We start from the raw sequence: 18,547 nt of genomic DNA on the forward strand, positions 1-18,547 counted from the left end.
TCTTATATTAAGGGGCATAAAATAATGAAAAAATTACTTCTACTATCATCACTATTTACATCGATCATTTACGCACATGAGTGCAGATATACACTTAATATCGATATAGATACGAGTAATGGCGAGCTTAAGGGCAAAGCTCTCATCTCCAGCGACCACCCAACGATAACGCTGCTTGACACACAGGCGAATATATCAGAGATCAAAGGGGCATCTCTTAGTGTGCAGAACAATATTCCCACTCTTGTAAAAGGTGGCGAAGAGGGGGATGTTGAGATACTATTTACGCATAAATTCAATCTGCTAAATTCAGACGTTGTGTTGCTTGAGAACTGGTACCCAAGAGTTGATATGATGTGTAAATATGAAACAGTTGTCTCAAATCCAGAGATGATCTCTATAGTCGAGGCTACACAAACCAAGATCAAGGACGGTGTCAGCACATTTATCTTTGATTATCCGCTTGATAGAGTCAACCTTATAGCCTCAAAAGATTATAAAGTGAGCTCAAAAGCTGCAAAAAGCGGATTGAAGCTATCTACATACTTCTACTCTGATAACCAGCAATTGAGAGAAAATTACTTTAAAAAGAGCGATGAGTATTTTGAACTTTACAAAGAGCTATTCGGATTTTTGCCTTACAACAACTTCTCCATCGTTGAGACACAGTTCCCAGCAGGATACTCTATGCCGACATATACTCTCATCGGCAAGCAGATAATAGATAAAGAGTATGTTCTAGAGAGCTCACTGGGGCATGAGATAGCCCATCAGTGGTTTGGAAACTATGTATATGCTCCCAGTAAAGGAAACTGGGTTGAGGGGATGACCACCTACTATGCAGACTATCTCTATGCAAAAAAAGCCAAAAAAGAGGTCGAATATAGAAAAGATATGCTTATAAAGTATGACTCTTACGTAAACGCGCATAATGAAATAGCGCCGATAGATTTTGAGCATAAAACACAAAATTCAAAAAATGCCATAGGTTATGAGAAGTCAGCCTTTTTCTTCTATATGCTGGAGCAAAAGATAGGAGAGAATGCGTTTCATGAGGGAACAAAGAGGCTGCTTCAAGAGTATGCTTTTAAAGAAGCCACGTATGATAATTTAAGAGAGATATATGAGAAGAGTTCAAATCAGAAACTAGATGCCATCTTTAAAAATCTGATCTATGAAAAAGGGGCACTAGATTTCAGTATAAGCAACACAAGCCTGATGTTTGTAGAGAATAGATACCTGCTTGAGTTTGATATAGTTAGCAACAACAAGGCGGAGTTTATTCCAATCTCTATATGTTCAAATAAAGAGTGTCTGACCACCAAGATAGACCTAAGCAGTAAAGAGCAGCGCTTTGAGCTTGATATTGAACCTACGAAAATTGTCATAGATGAGAATTATGAGCTCTTTAGAAGGCTTCATCCTCTTGAGACACCTCCAGTTATCTCCAAAATTATCGAGGGCAATGCTCTTGTTGTCATAGACAGGGCAGATGAGGAGAAGTTCTCAAAGTTCAAGATGATATTTAAAAATTTCAAATATGCCGATGAGGTGAAGTATGAGGAGCTAAAATCCAACAATATATTCATCTTGGGTGCAAAAAACTCTCTTTTAAACCAGATATCCATTCCATTTAAGATGCAGGGGGATGCAAAGATAGAGATATTTAAAAATCCTCTCAACGGCGCATATGTCGCTGCTGTATTTGAGATGGAGAAGCTCTCAAGGTCTATATTTTACAGATTGAGACATCTTGGGAAATACTCCACTGCTGTTTTTGAAGATGAAAAGATCGTGCACAAATCGACAAAAGAGTCTCAAAACGGGATAGTCTACAATATAAACGGCGACTCCTACGCAGTTAAACCCGCTGTAGAAAATCTAAACGACATAATCGATGAGATAGCAAAAAAGAGGGTCGTATATATCGGAGAGCAGCATACAGAGTTCTCAAGCCATCTAAACCAACTCAAAATAATTAAAGCCATGTATAGACAAAATCCAAATCTTGCCATCGGAATGGAGATGTTTCAGCAGCAGTTCCAAAAACATCTTGATGATTTTATAGCAGGAAAAATAAGCGAAAAGGAGATGGTAGCAAAAACCGAGTACTTCAAGAGATGGAAGTACGACTATGAGCTATACCGTCCTATAATCCTTTTTGCAAAGGAGAAGAGTATACCTATAGTAGCGCTGAATATTGACAGGGAGATAACAAAGAAGGTAGTAAACGGCGGGTTTGATTCACTCTCAAGCGAACAGCTGGAGGTGATCCCTGACTCTATCGACTTTGAAAATCCGAAGTATGTAGAGCAGTTAAGAGGGATATTTGGTATGCACCAATCCAAGAGCTTTAAGAATTTTGACGAGTTTTACCATGCGCAGCTCCTTTGGGACGAGTCGATGGCTGAGAATATGGTTGAGTTCATGAAGAAAAATCCCGACTACTCAATGGCGGTCTTAGCCGGCAACGGGCATATCATGCACGGTCACGGGATTCCAAAAAGAGCGCACAGAAGAGGGATCGCGGATTATACAATAGTGTTAAACCACACAAACCCAGAGCCGGGGATAGCTGACTATCTTCTCTACCCATCGGCGGTAACTACACGAAAGGCAAAAAAACTGGGCATCTATTTTGAAGATAATGATAACTTAGAGATCAAAAAACTGGTTGATGATTCACCTGCACAAAAAGCTAAGATCGAGCCCAAAGACAGAGTTATTGCGATCGATGGAACTAAGGTGAAGAGTATATATGATATTAAAACCGAGCTCGCTTTTGCCAAAGATTCACTAAGCGTAACTCTGATGAGAGACTCTGAAAAAATAGAGGTTAGAGTAGATTTTTGAGCAAATTAGAGGTTATCTAAAGGTAACCTCTAAAGTATCATGCAAAAGGGCTCTCTCAAACTTGCTCTTTGGAGCGCTGAGTCCCGCAATATTTTCGCCCGTGTCTAAAAACTCCTGAATGTAAAAAGGTGTTTTATAGCCGCGCTTCTTCAGGTCAGCCATGATGTCATTCACGTCACCGGCATCAAGAAGCTCCGCGTGAAGGGTCGTTCTTGCTTCAAACTCTATATCGCTATTTATGAGATAATCGAGTGTTTTTGAGAACTCGTCATATTTATTTGAGTGCGTTATTTGAGTGAATTTTGCTTTTGGCGCTTTGTAGTCGAGTGCAATATAATCCAAAAGATCTTCTTCAATAAGCTCTTTAATATGCAAAAAGTTTGTACCGTTGGTATCTAACTTTATCTTAAAGCCAAGCTCTTTTATCTTGCGGCAAAATGGCACTAAGTCATACGATGACGCCTCTCCGCCAGATAAAACAACCGCTTCGAGAAGATTTACTCTTGTTTTTAAAAAATCGAGAATGTCGTTGTAGCTGTATTTGCCATCTTTGGCAAAAACTATATCTTTGTTGTAGCAGTAGTCGCAGCGCATATTGCACCCACTAAACCATACTATGCATGAGAGATGGTTTGGATAATCCAAGTGGGTGAATGATGTCAAATCATAGATAACCTTAGCACTCAGCGAACTGTTTTCTTTGCTTGTGCTCACCGGTTTTACCTACGTTGAAACTCTCTACAGGTCTGTGATAACCCATAACTCTTGTGTAAACAATACACTTTTGTCTTCTGTCTTTCAACATAGCCAAAGCTTCGTTTTTACTCATCTTTTTTACCTCCTTTACTAAGATGCGATCGTGACTTCGCTTAAAAGCTCTTCGTCACATTTCGGACAAAACTCATGTTCACCAGCTATATATCCGTGTTTTGGACAGACTGAGAACAGAGGTGTCACCGTGATATACGGCAGTCTGAAGTTCGTTATTACGTTTTTAACCAGTTTTCTGCACGCTTCCGTTGAACTTATCTTCTCTTGCATATAGAGGTGAAGCACCGTTCCTCCCGTATATTTGCACTGAAGGTCATCTTGAAGCTCTAGTGCCTTAAACGGATCGTCTGTTAGATCAACAGGGATCTGAGAGGAGTTAGTGTAGTAGATGTTCTCTCCCATTCCCGCTTGGAGGATTGAGTCGCCGTAGCGCTTCTTATCCTCTTTTGCAAATCTGTATGTAGTCCCCTCAGCAGGTGTAGCTTCGAGATTGTAGAGATTTCCGGTCGCTTCTTGGAACTCTACCATTCTCTCTCTCATATAGTTTAGTATCTGAGTTGCAAACTCAATGCCTCTGTTGTCTGCTATGTCGTAACTGTCACTTGTGAAGTTTCTTATCATCTCGTTTATACCGTTTACGCCGATAGTAGAGAAGTGGTTCTTAAATCCAGGCAGGTATCTTTTCGTATACGGGAAAAGCCCTCTGTCATACATCTCTTGAATAAATACGCGTTTCTTCTCCAGAGTCGATTTTGCATGCTCCATAAGTTCATCCAGACGCTCATAAAGCCCATCTTTGTCACCTTTGAAAAGAAAGCCCAAGCGAGCCATATTGATCGTTACAACGCCGATCGAGCCTGTCATCTCAGCCGAACCGAAGAGTCCGCCTCCGCGTTTTAGAAGCTCGCGCAGGTCTAACTGCAAGCGGCAACACATAGAGCGTACGTGCCCCGGTTTATACGCTTCAGGGTTCTCTACCAGATTTCCGTTCTCGTCTCTTTTGAACTGCGAGCCGATAAAGTTTTGAAAATATGATGAACCTACCTTTGCCGTATTTTCAAAGAGGATGTCTGTATTTTCGCCGTACCAGTCAAAATCTTCCGTAATGTTTACGGTAGGGATAGGGAACGTAAAAGGCTGACCTGTTAGATCACCCTCTGTCATGATCTCATAGTACGCTTTGTTTATAAGGTTCATCTCAGGCTGAAAATGCTTGTACGTCATATCCTCAAGAGACTTAGCACCTCTTTGTTTTGCCATCTCCTCAAGTTCGCTGTCCAAAATATTTTTAAACAGATGAGACTGCATAGATGTAGGAGTCTGCTCTTTTAAATCTTCTGGAACCGTCCAGTCTATCGTGATGTTCGTAAAAGGAGACTGACCCCAGCGTGCAGGTACGTTAAGGTTGTAGACAAAACTTCTGATCGCTTTTTTTATCTCATAAAACGGCAGTTTGTCTTTAAATACATACGGCGCCAAATAGGTGTCAAACGAGCTGAATGCTTGAGCGCCTGCCCACTCAGATTGTAAAATGCCCAAAAAGTTTGCCATCTGTCCTAAAGCTTCACGGAAGTGTCTAGGAGCGCTGCTCTCAACTCTTCCTCTAACACCGTTAAAACCCTCATCAAGCAGAACTCTAAGGCTCCATCCTGCACAGTAGCCTGTCAGACAATCCAGATCATGGATATGGTAATCGCCGTTACGGTGCGCATACCCTTCCTCTTTTGAGTATATCTTGTCAAGCCAGTAGTTTGCGATGACCTTGCCTGCCGTGTTGTTTACAAGACCTGCATTTGAGTAGCCTGTATTTGAGTTGGCTTTTATACGCCAATCGGTTCCTCCGATATACTCTTCGATGGTCTGAGTCGAGTTGATGTATGTCGTGTCTTCGTCAAGCTCGTGCTCTCTTTGCATTTTATGAGTATGGCGGTATACCATGAAAGAGCGCATAACATCAAAATATCTTGCCTTGTAAAGCTCTTTTTCTATGAGGTCTTGAATATCTTCTACGGCAATAACCCTTTTGTTCTTGATCTTATCAAGGACATTGAAAAATACCGCACTATCATAAGTTACATTTTGAGATTTGAAAGCTTTCTTAATAGCGTCTTCTATTTTAAAAGATAAAAACTCTTTATATGTGCCATCTCTTTTTAATATGTTTTCAACCATGATAGCTCCTCTGTTTTTGAAATAATTTAACGCAGTTTATAGGATAAGAAGTTAAAAAGTTCTAATAAAATGTGTCACACATGCGTCACAAAAAGCTCTATTAATTGCTATTAGGTATAATTCGGCGTTAGCAAAAAATTTGAAAAAATTTCATCTTAAACAGATAAGTATTAATAATGCAAAAATATCTAATAACATCAGAGGAGTTCTACGGCACAACTCCTGAACTTTTTCGCTCAAAATTGGATGCACAGATTCAAAAACACAAACCATCTTATGCACTTTACAGGGATAAAGCAAATCCAAACTACAAAGAACTTGCGGCTGTTTTTGCCGATGTCTGCAGAGGGTATAAGGGTTTAAAGTGCTTTTTACACCAAGATGCAGAGCTTGCAAATAAGCTTGGAGTAAGCGGAGTACATCTTACATCCGCACAGTTTGAAGAGATACAAGAGGCAAAGAGGATGGGACTCTTTGTAATTATAAGCACGCATACCCAAGAGGAGCTTTTAAGAGCTCAGAAACTTGGAGCAGATGCAGTGACCTACAGTCCCATTTTTGCTTCCCCAAATAAAGGCGAGCCAAAAGGTGTTGAAGAGTTAAAGAGGATATTGGATATTTCATATATTAAAGTTTTTGCATTGGGCGGGATCGTCACTCAAGAGCAAGTAGAGATGATAGAAGAGAGTAAAGCTTACGGTTTTGCTTCCATAAGGTACTTTTACTAAAAAGTAAGAGGAGATTATCTCTACAATATATAACAAGTTTTGTTTGTATTAATCCTTTATTTATATTTTTTTAAATAGTATGCTAGTAATAACAAAAAAAGAGGCTTATATGTTTTTTTTCAACACGTTTAGAACATTGCTTTTAGCAATGGCGGCAGGTTCGGCTCTGCTATTTATGCTGCTTGGTATTTTCTTTTTTTACTCAATGGGAAATGTGAGCAAGCTGGAGAACTTAAAGTATGAGGTTAAGAGTATTGAGACGAATGTCTTGACGCTGCGCCGCAACGAGAAGGATTTTTTGGCAAGAAATGATTTGAAATATCAAACAAAGTATAATGAAAACTTTGAAAAACTTCAAAAAAATGTACAAAGAGTATATGAAGGTTTTGAATCAGATCCGGCTAATCAAGAGAGAATAAAGGGTGTCGAGAACATATTGAACAGATACTCCCACAACTTTAACAAAATAGTCTCAATTCAGCAAAAAATAGGTTTGACTCCAAAAGACGGTCTCTACGGCTCACTAAGAGAGAGCGTTCATAATCTCGAAGAGATACTTAAAAAAAATAAAAACTATAAACTTCAAAGCGATATCTTGATGCTGCGCAGAGCAGAGAAGGATTTTATGCTTAGAAGCGATCTTAAATATCTTGAAAAGTTCAATAAATCATTGGCTATCTTTTTAGAGGACATAAAAGAGGCAAATCTCTCAAATCATAATGAGGTTATAGCACTCTTAGCTGCATATTCAAAAGATTTTTATAATCTTGTAGATGGATATAAAGAGATTGGCTTGAGCCCAAAAGATGGTGCACTTGGAGAGATGAGAGATACTATTCATCAGACTGATGAGTCTTTAAAAGTGTTACATGAGAGCGTAGATCTGCTTTTAGATAATAAAAAAAGCGATATAAAAAACCTGCTTTTTGTCATATTTATTGTTTTGCTAATCACCATGTTAATCTTCGCTTTGACCGTCATTAGAAAAATAAACTCGCAGATCAAAAATATAAGCGATTCGGTAACCCATATAACAAAGAGCAAAGATCTGTCATCAAAGATCAAGATAACGGGCAAAGATGAGCTCAGCAGACTTGCTCAAGATTTAAATGAGATGTTCGGCGGGCTTAGAGATGTTATATCAGACGCAAAAAACAGCTCGATAGAGAACTCCTCTATATCGCATGAGCTCTCTACTACCTCAATGCATGTCGGCAAAAATGTCGAAGAGTCTGTTGAGATCATAAATGAAGCTACCAAAAGTGCGACACGCATAACAGATGAGATCACAAGATCGGTAGAGTGCGCAAAAGAGAATAAAGCCGAGATGCTCGAAGCAGATGAGATGCTAAGTGATGCAAAAAATGAGATAATCACCCTGACCTCTAAAGTACTTGGCAGTGCGGAGGCAGAAGCGGAGCTTGCCGGCAATATAGAGAGCCTTGCAAAAGATATGGATCAGGTAAAGGCAGTTCTTGGAGTTATCTCAGATATTGCGGAACAGACGAACCTCTTGGCGCTTAATGCGGCAATAGAAGCGGCTCGTGCAGGTGAGCACGGAAGAGGTTTCGCGGTTGTCGCAGACGAGGTTAGAAAACTAGCAGAGAGAACACAAAATACGCTCACTGAGATAAATGCCACTATCAGCGTCATCATCCAGTCAAGCGATTCCGCTCACGCTCAGATGAGTTTTAACTCTAAGCAGATGCAGGAGTTGGTGGATATCTCAGAGGAAGTTCAAAACAAAATAAACTCAACTACCCAGATAGTGAATAATGCAACAAAAGCGACCGATAAAACCGTTGAGGATTTTGAAAAGACGGCATCAAATATCATTGCCATATCTGCAAAGATGTCCGAGATAAACTCTATCTCTACAAAAAATGCAAGAAGTGTAGAGGAGATCGCATCGGCATCCGATCATCTAAACAGTATGACTACCGGCTTGACGGATAAACTTGAGCAGTTTAAGACCTGAGTTTCCCCGCCAGATGCCCGCCTGCAAAGCTCCACTGGAGGTTATAGCCTCCGCAAGGGCCATCAAGGTTCATAACTTCGCCGCAGAAATATAGCCCTTTGATAACTCTGCTCTGCATTGTTTTTGGCTCTATCTCTTTTAGATCTACTCCTCCGCTTGTTATCATCGCCATCTTAAAGCCATCGTGCCCGGTAACGGTCAGAGGCGTGTAAGCAAGTAGCTGAACCAGCTTTGCTCTTTGCGCTCCGGTTAGTTTGCCGTGCGTTAAGATTGGGTCAATGCCTGCAAGTATGCAGAGCTCTTTGGAGAGCGAAGAGGGCAGAAGCGTAGTTAAAAGTTCAAGCATGGTCGCATTCGGGTCTTTTGCGGCTTCATCTTTTAGATGCCTTAATATCTGCTCTTCGTTCATCCCCTTTGTGAGATTTACCAAAATAGGAACTTCGCCGTATTTTTCTAAAAGAGGGGTCAACTCTCTTGCCGCATCTAGAACTACAGGCCCCCTTATACCGCTTTTTGTAAAGATGAGATCGCCGTGTGCCTTTAGTTTGCTATGTTTTTTTATTGCAACTCTGAGCTCTACTTTAGCAATCGTATCAGCGCGGCAATTTGCAACCCAGCTCTCTTTTACAAAAAGGGGCATCATAGCAGGGTAGAGCTCTGTCACTTTGTGTCCCAGCTCTCTTGCCATCTCATGCCCGTCTCCTTCGGCTCCCAAAGCGGGGTACCCAAGACCGCCCGTTGCAATGACGACATTTTTTGCATAAAAGGTTTTCTCAGTAGTTTTAACGCCGCAAACTTGGTTATCTGTATGAAGAATATTTTGGACTTTTTGCGATGTTATAATCTCTACGCCGATCCTATGCATCTCGTCTAAAAGGGCATTGATGATAGTTTGTGAGCTGTGAGATGTCGGAAATACTTTAAAGCCGTCAGGTGCGTGAGTCTCGACACCAATCTCTTTAAAAAAGCTCATAAGATCATTATGGTCAAACTTTTTTAGGGCATCTTGCATAAAGCGTCCGTTACGGCCGAATTTTGCCATGAACTCTTCATTGCTTAGCGTATTTGTGAGATTGCATCGTCCTCCGCCGGTCGCTTTTAGTTTTGCACCGATCTGGGAGAGTTTTTCAAGAAGAAGGACTTTTTTATCTTCTCTTGCGGCCACAATCGCAGCCATCATCCCTGCAGCACCGCCACCGACAACTATAAGGTCATACTCTTTTGTTAAATCCATGCGCTATTTTAGTCAATTTTTTATTATTTTATCTGTTTAAAGATAAATTTTGTGATACAATTCACAGATAAAAATTTCTTATATAAAGGTTTGCAAATGAGATTTGGCAAAATTTTAACAAGCAGCGTAGCGATCGCACTGCTAAGTACGGCTCTTTTAGGTGCAGGAGGTAAGACTCACTGGGGATATACCGGACACGAAGGTCCTGAGAACTGGGGCACACTTTCTGCTGATTACAGTATGTGTAAAGACGGTAAAAGCCAGTCTCCTATCAATATTACTTCAGAAGTAACAGTTGAAGCAGAGAATATGCAGAAGATCGGGTTTGACTATAAGACAGGTATATCATCTGTGATAAACAACGGTCATACTATTCAGGTTAATTTTGATGCGGGAAGCAGTATTACTGTAGATAGTATCAAGTTTCCGCTTATTCAGTTCCATTTTCACACACCAAGCGAGAATCAGATAGACGGTAAAGAGTTCCCTCTTGAAGGTCACTTTGTTCATGCAACAAAAGAGGGCTCTTTGGCGGTTGTCGGGTTGATGTTCGAAGATGGAGCAGAAAATCCGTTTCTAAAAAAAGTATGGGCTAAAATGCCTAAAAAAGCAGGTGGCAAAGAGTCTTTAAGTATCTCTGCGGATGAAGTAAATGCGCTTTTACCAGAAGATAAAGATTACTACAGATTTAACGGTTCATTAACTACTCCGCCGTGCAGCGAGGGTGTAAGATGGCTTGTTCTTAAAAACTACTCGACTATCTCTAAAGAGCAGACAAAAGAGTTTTTAGATACTTTCCATCATGCTAACAACAGACCGATCCAGCCTATTAACGCTAGAAAAGTAATAGAGTAGAAGTGATAACCCTCCTCTTAAGGGGGAGAGTTACTTATTAAACATTATTGAGCCGAGACGAACCATATTTGACCCGCACTCGATAGCCAGCTCAAAATCCCCGCTCATCCCCATAGAACAGATCGTAGCATCATCTAACTGCTTATAGATGTCATAAGTTGTCTCAAAACTCTTTTTTATTACCGCTTTATCTTCGGTATGCGCACCGATGCTCATAACGCCTCTTAAGTGGATATTTGGACACTCTTTTTTTATCTGGTTGTAAATTGCAACCGCATCTTGGGGCATTACGCCGTGTTTGGATTCCTCTTTTGCAGAGTTTATCTGAAGAAGCGCTTCAAGCGTCATATCTCTTGCTTCAAGCTTCTTTTGCAGCTCATGTGCAAGGTCTAGCGAATCAAGTCCATGAAAAAGAGCAGGGTTGATATCGAGCAAGTTGTTTATCTTGTTTTTTTGCAGGTTTCCTACAAAGTGCCACTCAAGCGGCAGATCTTCAAGCTCGCTGCTTTTTGCGCGTAAATCCTGTACCTTGTTCTCTCCAAAGGCACGCTGACCTATTCGGTAGAGCTTTGCTATCTCATCAGCGGTCGAGTATTTGCTGATCGCTACAATTTTAACTATATGTTTTTCGTCAAATCTTACTCTTGCAAATTCGACTCTTCTTATTATGTCGTCAATATATATTTTGTACTCTTCGTCATTCATTTCGGTTTTCATTTTTACCCCACAAGTCTATTTATATCGTTATACAGTCCAAGCCCCATCAGTGAAAAGAGTATCACCCAGCCCGCAATGGTTAATTTTACCATAATCTCCTCGTTTACTTCGCGTCTAAAGATAAGCTCATAGAGATTAAACATTATGTGCCCGCCGTCAAGTGCGGGGATAGGAAGCAGGTTTAAAACCCCCAGGTTTACGGAGATGAGTGCCGCAAAAAAGAGCACGCTCATCCAGCCTGCATCTGTTGCGTCTGATGTCAGTTTTACTATGGAGATTATCCCGCCAAGCTCATTCGCGGGAACTTCTCCGACTATGAGTTTTTTAAGCCCCGTAAATATCAGAGTTGACGCAAAAGCTGTCTGTTCTGTCGCGTAGGAGAGTGTCTCGCCTACACCAAGTTCGAGCTTATGAGAAACACCTGCACTTCCGATGCCGATCATCTTTTTCTCTATTACTTCATTAAACATATTCGTAGTCTGGGTTATTTTTGGGCTTAGAGTTATAAAGTGGATATATCCGTCTCTCTCGACCTCAAGACTGAGCGACCCTTCAGAGGTCTCAATGATATCTGCCATCTCTTTCCATGTCGTGATCGGATTACCGTTAATAGAGCGAATAGTGTCGTTTGTCTCCAAACCTGCAACAAACGCAGGAGACTCTTTTACGACATTGCCGATGACGGGAGAGAGGACATTTGGTCCGCCAAGAGCTATGATGAAATAGAGGACAAATGCCAAAACAAAGTTCGCCAATGGACCTGCAAGAAGGATAAAAATCTTTTGCGAAGGCGTTTTTACATTGTAGCTGTCGCTGTCATAGCTCTTTTTTGTAGGGTCAGAGTCATCCTGACCCTTCATCTTTACATATCCGCCAAGCGGTATTATCGCCAATTTCCACTCTGTTCCCCATCTTTTAAAAGAGGCGATCTTACGCCCGAACCCAATACTGAAAACCTCTACATAAACGCCCATTGCACGAGCTGCAAAGTAGTGTCCGAGCTCATGAAAAAAGATAAGCGCGGAGATTACTATTAAAGATACTAAAAAACTCATTACTTCTTAACTCCCAAAAGTGCGGCTCTAAATCCCCAGAGATACTCAAAGCCCGAGTAGAGCGTAACTGCAACTGCAAGCCATAAAAGTTCAGTGCCAAGCGGCCAGTGCATAAGTAAAAATCCGATGGCAAACATCTGCACAACAGTCTTTACTTTACCAGACCATGAGGCTTTTACGCTTAACCCTTCACTTACCGCAACGGTTCGGATACCTGTTATAAAAAGCTCACGGATGATGATGATGTAGACAGCCCAAGCACTCGCTTCTCCTACCATCATAAGTCCCATAAATGCGGCAATTGTGAGCATCTTGTCTGCGAGCGGGTCGATGATGGCGCCAAGAAGTGTCATTTGATTCCACTCTCTTGCTATATAGCCGTCAAAAAAGTCCGTAACGCTTGCTAAAACAAAAAGAAGTGAGGCAAAGTAGTAGTTCCAAGTTACGTGAAAACCCGCATCCGTAAAGTAGTCCGGATTAAGGATGACCCAGAACATGATAGGAGCTAAAATAATGCGCGAAGATGCCAAAATATTAGGTAGATTTAACAAAAAAAGCCTTATAAATTTATTGCGTATTTTAGCCTTTTGGCTCTTAATCTAGGCTTGACAATCTCTTTATCTCTAGGGTATTATAGGGCTAATACTGGAGTGTATCTGTAAAATGGATTTAGAAAAAATAAAAAAAAGAGTTCTCTCGCTTACAAACTATATTAAAGAGATCGAAATAATAGAGCACAACCATCACCCTTTCGCACTTATCTACCCGGATTTTAAGGCTCTGCAAGAGGCAAAAATCATCAATATAAAAGAGGAGATACGATGGTACGCCGTTGAGCTCTACAACATAAAAGCCAAAGAGAGCGAAAAGATACGCGGGTTTAAGATATTCACCACTCCGCTTGAAAAAAATATATCTGAGGCGTTAATTACGCAGGAGAAAAAGGTAAGGGAAGAGAGTGAACCGAATGATGAAATCTACAAGGTTTTAAAGTCATTTTTAGCGACCATGACCGACAAAGAGATATTGCCGACTTCACATCTTGAACTTGATCTTGAACTCGACTCGCTTAACTATGTGGAGCTTTTTGTCTTTATTGAGGAGAGTTTTGGGGTAAAAATGGATGAAGCCATCTTCTCAAAAATGATGAAAATGGAGCCGCTCTACAGTTACGTAAAAAACAATGCAAAAAAGATAGAAGTCGTAAAACCGGAGTGGGATGAACTGCTAAGAGAGCAAAGCAGCCAGAAGCTGGTCTATTCTCCCTTTATTATGTCTATATACAAGACTCTTCTTTATCCGTTTTTTAGGCTCTATTTTCGTCTTGAAGTCAGAGGAGTAGAGAATATTCCATCAACGGCGTGCATTATAGCGCCTTCTCACCAGAGTATGCTTGACGGCTTTTTGATAGAGTCTTCTCTTTCGTATAAGATCCTGAAAAAAACCTTTTTTCTGGCATATAAACAAGTCTTTGGCACAAAGCTCTTAAAGCCTGTTGCAAAGCATGGACAGAGTATCTTGATAGATGCAAACGAAAACCTCAAAGAGACGATGATCTACTGCGCACTTCCTATAAGAAGCGGGAACAATCTTGTTATTTTTCCAGAAGGTGCGAGAACAAGAGACAGAGAACTTTTGGAGTTCAGGCCATACTTCGCGATGTTATCCAAAACATTCAATGCCCCCGTAGTTCCCGTTGTGATCGATGGCAGCTACGAGGCGCTTGGAACTGGGATGCTGATTCCAAGACCAAGAAAAATAAGAGTGACATTTTTAGAGCCAATAGAGCCGCACTCTATGGAGTATGGCGAGATAGTAAAGAGAGTAAGAGGAGCTATAAAAAATGAGCTCAAAAAGTCTAAGTCAGAGCATCTTTGAGCTCTTTTTCTCCCTTTTTCTCATCTACGAAGTAGAGCAGGATCGCACCTACAATAAACAAAATAGAGATAGAGGCGATAGAGACTCTTGAGTTTTCGGACAGTAGTGCCACAAGTGCGATAAGAAGAGGTCCGAAAATCGCCGCAAATTTTCCTATAAAGTTGTAAAAACCGAAAAACTCCGCTGAAAATCCCTCTGGTATCATCCTTGAGTAGTATGAGCGGCTAAGTGCCTGAATACCGCCTTGAACAAGAGCTATCATAATTGCGAGCATATAAAATTCCCAAACCTTCATCATCTGAGCCGCCCAGATAATTATAAAGAGATAGATAGCGATGGCAAGATATATCGCCCCTTTTGTGCCCATGATCTCAGATATTTTAGTAAAGAGAAGCGTCGCGGGAAATCCTACGAACTGAACAAGCAGAAGAGCCAAAATAAGGTTTGAAGAGTCAAATCCGAGCGCCATTCCGTAATCGACCGCCATTCTGATAATAGTATCTACGCCGTCGATGTAGAGCCAGTAGGCTACTAAAAAGAGGGAGAGATGTCTAAGCTGTCTTATTTTTGAGAAGGTTTTTTTGAGCCTTAAATATCCGTCTTTTAGTTTTGTCGTTGCAGCTGCGTTGGTGTTTTTGTCCTCCTTTACGAACAGGAGCAGGGGGATGGAGAAGAGCGCCCACCAGAGCGCGACGCTTATAAACGATGCTTTTATGGCAGCGGCTTGATCCTCAAACCCAAAAAATGCGAAATCCTGAAACATCCAGACATTGATGCTAAAGAGCACTCCTCCGCCTAGATAGCCGAGTGAAAAACCAAGTCCCGAGACAAAATCGACACTTTTTTTGGTTGAGACGGATTTCAAAAGACCGTCATAAAATATGTTTGAGCCCATAAAGCCGATGTTGCCGAGAATATATATAAAAAGTGCCGCCTGCCACTCTCCCGCTCCGACAAGCGAGAGCATTGCGCTCATCAAGATACCGAGATATGAGAAGAGGAAAAGGTATCTTTTTTTAAGAGAGTAAACATCGGCGATCGAGCCCAAAAGAGGAGCGATCAGCACGATGACAAGGCTGGAGATGGAGCTTGCAAACCCAAGATGGGCGGTACTTGTGGTAGCCGCTACATCTGCGCTGTAGTATGATTTAAAAAAGAGCGGAAAAAAGCCCGCCATAACGGTCGTGGCGTATGCAGAGTTTGCCCAGTCGTAAAGTGCCCACGAGTAGATGGTTTTTTTGTTCTCCTGCATAGATGCCGCCTCTTTTTATTTCGCACCAATTTTACCACAAAAGTGGAGATTCATTCCATTTAGCGGGGTATTATTTGGCTCGCTCCCATGCTTCTGCGTGGGAGTGTGTATTTCAGGTTATTTTACAGTAAGCGTTCCCATCGAGGAAGATGGGAACGAGAAAGAAAATATGACAGATTGAAATGTTTTTTTAGGAAGTTTTTTGCTCCAATACTCCTGCGTGAGAGAGTGTATTTAGGTTATTTTATAGCAATTCTAAGCCATCTATATATCTAAAGTCTTTTGTATTGAGAGTGTATAGTCGTAAGTTGCTGTCGATTGCGGTAGCGGCTATCAAACTATCTGGTATATCTAAATTATGGCTTTTTGAATATTCGAAAATAAGTTCTGTTGCAACTTTAGAAATACCCTTGTTAAGTTCTATCTCTTCAAATAGTGATATAAATTTTTGAAGTTTAAAAAGTTCTGCTTTGTTGATTGCACCGTAGTAAAGCTCCATCGCACTAATTGAGCTTATGGCATAACTAAAGCCTGATTCTTCTAATTTTTGAACAATATCTTGATTGCCTTTGAGTATTTCAATCAAAATATTTGTATCTAAGACTATTTTTTCCACGCAGCTTCTCGAAGAGTCTCTATAGTTATGTCCCTGTCTTTCCACATACCTGCAAAAGAGGAGAGAGATTCTTTTTTAAAAGGCTTATCATCTATAGTTTCAATTTTAATATCCTCTTTTTTAAAAGAAGAAAGAAACTCTAAAACTTTTTGTGAAATAGATTCATTTTTGATATTTAAAGATATTTGCATCGTTTTTCCTTGCATCAATAATTTGAGATTATATCATAAAGTCAAACAACTCTCGCTCCAATACTCCTGCGTGGGAGTGTATATGTCAGGCTGTTGTTACAGTATGCATTCCCATCGAGGACGATGGGAACGAGAAATCAATAAAGGCGTAAGCAACATATAGAATAATTAGTGCAAATAAGATCAATAAACCGTCTGGAAGCAGTTGCGTAGGTGAAAAAAATCTAATATATGATATTGATATTTTTGATAATTCTATAATTTGCCATAAACCACCAAGTATGGTTGGCACTAAAAGTATTAATGGTAAATGTTTTTTTATTTTTTCACTATAATTTTCTATATTCATTTTAAACCCCCTCCACAATCTTAATCTCATCATCTGTTAAATCGTAGAGTTTATAGACCATTGCGTCTATGGTTTTTTCGCACTCTTTGGTTCTATTTTCTAAAGATTTTATCTCTTTTTTTAGTTTAATTTCTCTATCGAAATTATCGGTTTTGACGGCAACATCAAGCAACACTTTATACTCTTTGATTTTTTGTTTTGCCTCCAAAATCTCATCTACAAGTTTTATAAATGGTTGTTGTTCTTCTTCTGTTTTTTGTGGAATTGGTATCTGTTCAAAAGATTGAACATTAAGCATAATATCCCCTGCTCCAGTTTTATCAGAATTTTTATAAATAAAATATTTGATTAAATTACTTGATAAAATAGCAATTATATATTTATTATAAGTTGATGTCATAAAAGATGACGGCGCGCTGATATATATTCCTTTTTCAGCGATAGAAAATGCTAAATTTTTTCCTATTGCCTTAATTACTATTTTTTCTTTTTCAAATTCAGCAATATGTTTTTTTGCTGGGCGATAAAGCACATACCAAAGCATTTTTCCTTGCTTTACTTCTACCTTTGTGTCAAGTAAATATTTATTAGATTTTAAATACTCATATATAGGCTTATAATCTTCAATATTTGTTTCATCTGTAATATATAAAAGATATTTATTTTTATGTTCATAAGAATATCTACTAATATCTTTCCCTTGCAGGATTGGCTTTATAACATCAGCTGATTTTTTATCTTCATCAATAAATTTATTTTTTAGTAATTCATCAATGATAAAAACATCATTGTTACCAGTTTGGATTCCACGATATATATTGATATTCCATTCTTTAAGTTTTGTTCCAACAGATTCTATCTTTTGTAAAATATTAAGCTCTTTTGGATTTGAAAAGCTAAATTTATAGTTTAATAAATCTGATTGATTCATTAAACTATAATTTTCAAGCTTGCTATCTACTACTTTAAATTGATGATTTTTGCTTGGAATTTGCTTTTTAAATATCGTGATGGCACTATCAACAGTTGCATCTTCAAATATTTTGACACCGTTAAAATCTGCTATGGCTTTTATGCTCATATTATTTAAAATAAAGCTTCTTAGCTCTTTCCCATAATTAGCAGTAAAAAATTTATTTGAACAAATAAATCCTTTGAATCCATTTGGATTTAACATTTTGTATCCAAGTTCATAAAAATATACAAATATATCAGCTGTTCCAGCATAAACCTTATATTTTTTAGCCAATTCAGGCTTAAATTCTTTTATCATTTCGTGCCTAACATACGGCGGATTACCAATCACAACATCAAAACTTCCCTCATCAAAAGGCATATTTAAAAGTGAATTTGCGCAAACTATCTTTTCCGCCAAACTCGTAAGCTCTCTTCCCTTGTGAGCCGTTCTAAGCCACAAAGAGAGTTTTGCTATCTCAACTGCATCTTCGTTGATGTCCACGCCGTAGAGGTTGTGTTCTAGTATCTCTTTTTCTATCTCGTATCCCAAAGTCAAGTCCTCAAAAGGCAGAAGCATATCTCGCACGAGAGTGTGTTCCTTTATGAGAAACTCTAACGCTTGGTTTAGAAATGCGCCGCTTCCGCATGCGGGGTCTAGTATCTTTAGGTTTGTGAGCCATTCGCGGTAGGTAAGGATATTTTGTTTATGTGTCTGTTCTGCTTTTTTGAGTTTTTTCGTATTTGATGGAGTTAAAATCTCTCCGCTAATTTGCAGCTCCTCTTTCTTCTCATGGCAGAGCCTGCCCAGAGTGTTATCGACTATATAGCGGGTTATGTACTCAGGAGTGTAAAATACGCCGTCTTTTTTGCGTTTGGATTTTTTCTTGTCAAAGTCGGTATGCTCTATGTTTGCCTGAAGCTCCTCCAAATCCGTCAAAGAT

General features: G+C 39.7%; 17 protein-coding genes. 5 read left to right on the plus strand and 12 right to left on the minus strand.

Going from position 1 to position 18,547, the window contains the following annotated elements; translation table 11 throughout:
- Positions 1-24: 24 nt before the first annotated feature.
- A complete protein-coding gene (locus tag RBR61_RS03575; RefSeq protein ID WP_320342140.1) occupies positions 25-2,853 on the plus strand; it encodes a ChaN family lipoprotein in 2,829 nt (942 codons plus the stop codon).
- Positions 2,854-2,865: 12 nt separating this feature from the next.
- Here RBR61_RS03575 and RBR61_RS03580 read toward each other — a convergent pair whose 3' ends face one another.
- The 3 genes from RBR61_RS03580 to RBR61_RS03590 are packed head-to-tail and all read right to left on the minus strand — an operon-like array spanning position 2,866 to position 5,796.
- Positions 2,866-3,567: an anaerobic ribonucleoside-triphosphate reductase activating protein gene (locus tag RBR61_RS03580; protein ID WP_320342141.1), complete on the minus strand. Its 702-nt coding sequence runs from the start codon at positions 3,565-3,567 to the stop codon at positions 2,866-2,868.
- The gene (gene nrdD / locus RBR61_RS03585) at positions 3,530-3,682 is read right to left on the minus strand and encodes an anaerobic ribonucleoside-triphosphate reductase (RefSeq protein ID WP_320342142.1); all 153 of its coding nucleotides are present in this window, start codon (positions 3,680-3,682) and stop codon (positions 3,530-3,532) included. The genes RBR61_RS03580 and nrdD overlap by 38 nt, the downstream gene beginning before the upstream one ends.
- A gap of 17 nt (positions 3,683-3,699) precedes the next feature.
- Positions 3,700-5,796: a ribonucleoside triphosphate reductase gene (locus RBR61_RS03590; protein WP_320342143.1), complete on the minus strand. Its 2,097-nt coding sequence runs from the start codon at positions 5,794-5,796 to the stop codon at positions 3,700-3,702.
- A gap of 176 nt (positions 5,797-5,972) precedes the next feature.
- Here RBR61_RS03590 and RBR61_RS03595 point away from each other — a divergent pair, with 176 nt between their 5' ends.
- Positions 5,973-6,524, plus strand: coding sequence for a thiamine phosphate synthase (locus RBR61_RS03595; RefSeq protein ID WP_320342144.1), 552 nt, complete (start codon positions 5,973-5,975; stop codon positions 6,522-6,524).
- Positions 6,525-6,603: 79 nt separating this feature from the next.
- The gene (locus tag RBR61_RS03600) at positions 6,604-8,502 is read left to right on the plus strand and encodes a methyl-accepting chemotaxis protein (RefSeq protein ID WP_320342145.1); all 1,899 of its coding nucleotides are present in this window, start codon (positions 6,604-6,606) and stop codon (positions 8,500-8,502) included.
- On the opposite strand, the gene RBR61_RS03605 is transcribed toward RBR61_RS03600, so the two are convergent.
- Complete coding sequence (locus tag RBR61_RS03605) at positions 8,492-9,736, minus strand: NAD(P)/FAD-dependent oxidoreductase (protein ID WP_320342146.1); 1,245 nt, start codon at positions 9,734-9,736, stop codon at positions 8,492-8,494. The genes RBR61_RS03600 and RBR61_RS03605 overlap by 11 nt on opposite strands.
- Positions 9,737-9,832: 96 nt before the next feature.
- On the opposite strand from RBR61_RS03605, the gene RBR61_RS03610 reads away from it, so the two are divergent.
- Positions 9,833-10,591: a carbonic anhydrase family protein gene (locus RBR61_RS03610; protein WP_320342147.1), complete on the plus strand. Its 759-nt coding sequence runs from the start codon at positions 9,833-9,835 to the stop codon at positions 10,589-10,591.
- A 30-nt stretch (positions 10,592-10,621) separates the two neighbouring features.
- Here the strand turns inward: RBR61_RS03610 and RBR61_RS03615 are convergent, their stop codons facing one another.
- The 3 genes from RBR61_RS03615 to pgsA are packed head-to-tail and all read right to left on the minus strand — an operon-like array spanning position 10,622 to position 12,914.
- A complete protein-coding gene (locus RBR61_RS03615; protein ID WP_320342160.1) occupies positions 10,622-11,296 on the minus strand; it encodes a YggS family pyridoxal phosphate-dependent enzyme in 675 nt (224 codons plus the stop codon).
- Positions 11,297-11,310: 14 nt separating this feature from the next.
- Positions 11,311-12,363 carry an RIP metalloprotease RseP gene (rseP, locus tag RBR61_RS03620; RefSeq protein ID WP_320342148.1) on the minus strand — a complete coding sequence of 351 codons (1,053 nt, stop codon included), beginning with the start codon at positions 12,361-12,363 and terminating at the stop codon, positions 11,311-11,313.
- Positions 12,363-12,914 carry a CDP-diacylglycerol--glycerol-3-phosphate 3-phosphatidyltransferase gene (gene pgsA, locus RBR61_RS03625; protein WP_137013155.1) on the minus strand — a complete coding sequence of 184 codons (552 nt, stop codon included), beginning with the start codon at positions 12,912-12,914 and terminating at the stop codon, positions 12,363-12,365. The genes rseP and pgsA overlap by 1 nt, the downstream gene beginning before the upstream one ends.
- Before the next feature lie 112 nt (positions 12,915-13,026).
- Between pgsA and RBR61_RS03630 the strand changes: the two genes are divergently transcribed.
- A complete protein-coding gene (locus RBR61_RS03630) occupies positions 13,027-14,241 on the plus strand; it encodes a 1-acyl-sn-glycerol-3-phosphate acyltransferase (RefSeq protein WP_320342149.1) in 1,215 nt (404 codons plus the stop codon).
- Here the strand turns inward: RBR61_RS03630 and RBR61_RS03635 are convergent.
- From RBR61_RS03635 to RBR61_RS03655, 5 genes are all read right to left on the minus strand, one after another.
- Positions 14,222-15,493 carry an MFS transporter gene (locus RBR61_RS03635; protein ID WP_320342150.1) on the minus strand — a complete coding sequence of 424 codons (1,272 nt, stop codon included), beginning with the start codon at positions 15,491-15,493 and terminating at the stop codon, positions 14,222-14,224. The genes RBR61_RS03630 and RBR61_RS03635 overlap by 20 nt on opposite strands.
- Before the next feature lie 244 nt (positions 15,494-15,737).
- A complete protein-coding gene (locus tag RBR61_RS03640; RefSeq protein ID WP_320342151.1) occupies positions 15,738-16,109 on the minus strand; it encodes a type II toxin-antitoxin system VapC family toxin in 372 nt (123 codons plus the stop codon).
- Complete coding sequence (locus tag RBR61_RS03645; RefSeq protein WP_320342152.1) at positions 16,097-16,300, minus strand: hypothetical protein; 204 nt, start codon at positions 16,298-16,300, stop codon at positions 16,097-16,099. The genes RBR61_RS03640 and RBR61_RS03645 overlap by 13 nt, the downstream gene beginning before the upstream one ends.
- An 85-nt stretch (positions 16,301-16,385) precedes the next feature.
- Positions 16,386-16,649 (minus strand): hypothetical protein, encoded by a 264-nt coding sequence (locus RBR61_RS03650; protein WP_320342153.1) that lies wholly within the window; start codon positions 16,647-16,649, stop codon positions 16,386-16,388.
- A gap of 1 nt (position 16,650) precedes the next feature.
- A partial coding sequence (locus RBR61_RS03655) for an N-6 DNA methylase (RefSeq protein ID WP_320342154.1) occupies positions 16,651-18,547 on the minus strand: 1,897 nt, incomplete at its 5' end.

Source organism: Sulfurimonas sp., from assembly GCF_034005705.1.
Lineage (GTDB): Bacteria > Campylobacterota > Campylobacteria > Campylobacterales > Sulfurimonadaceae > Sulfurimonas.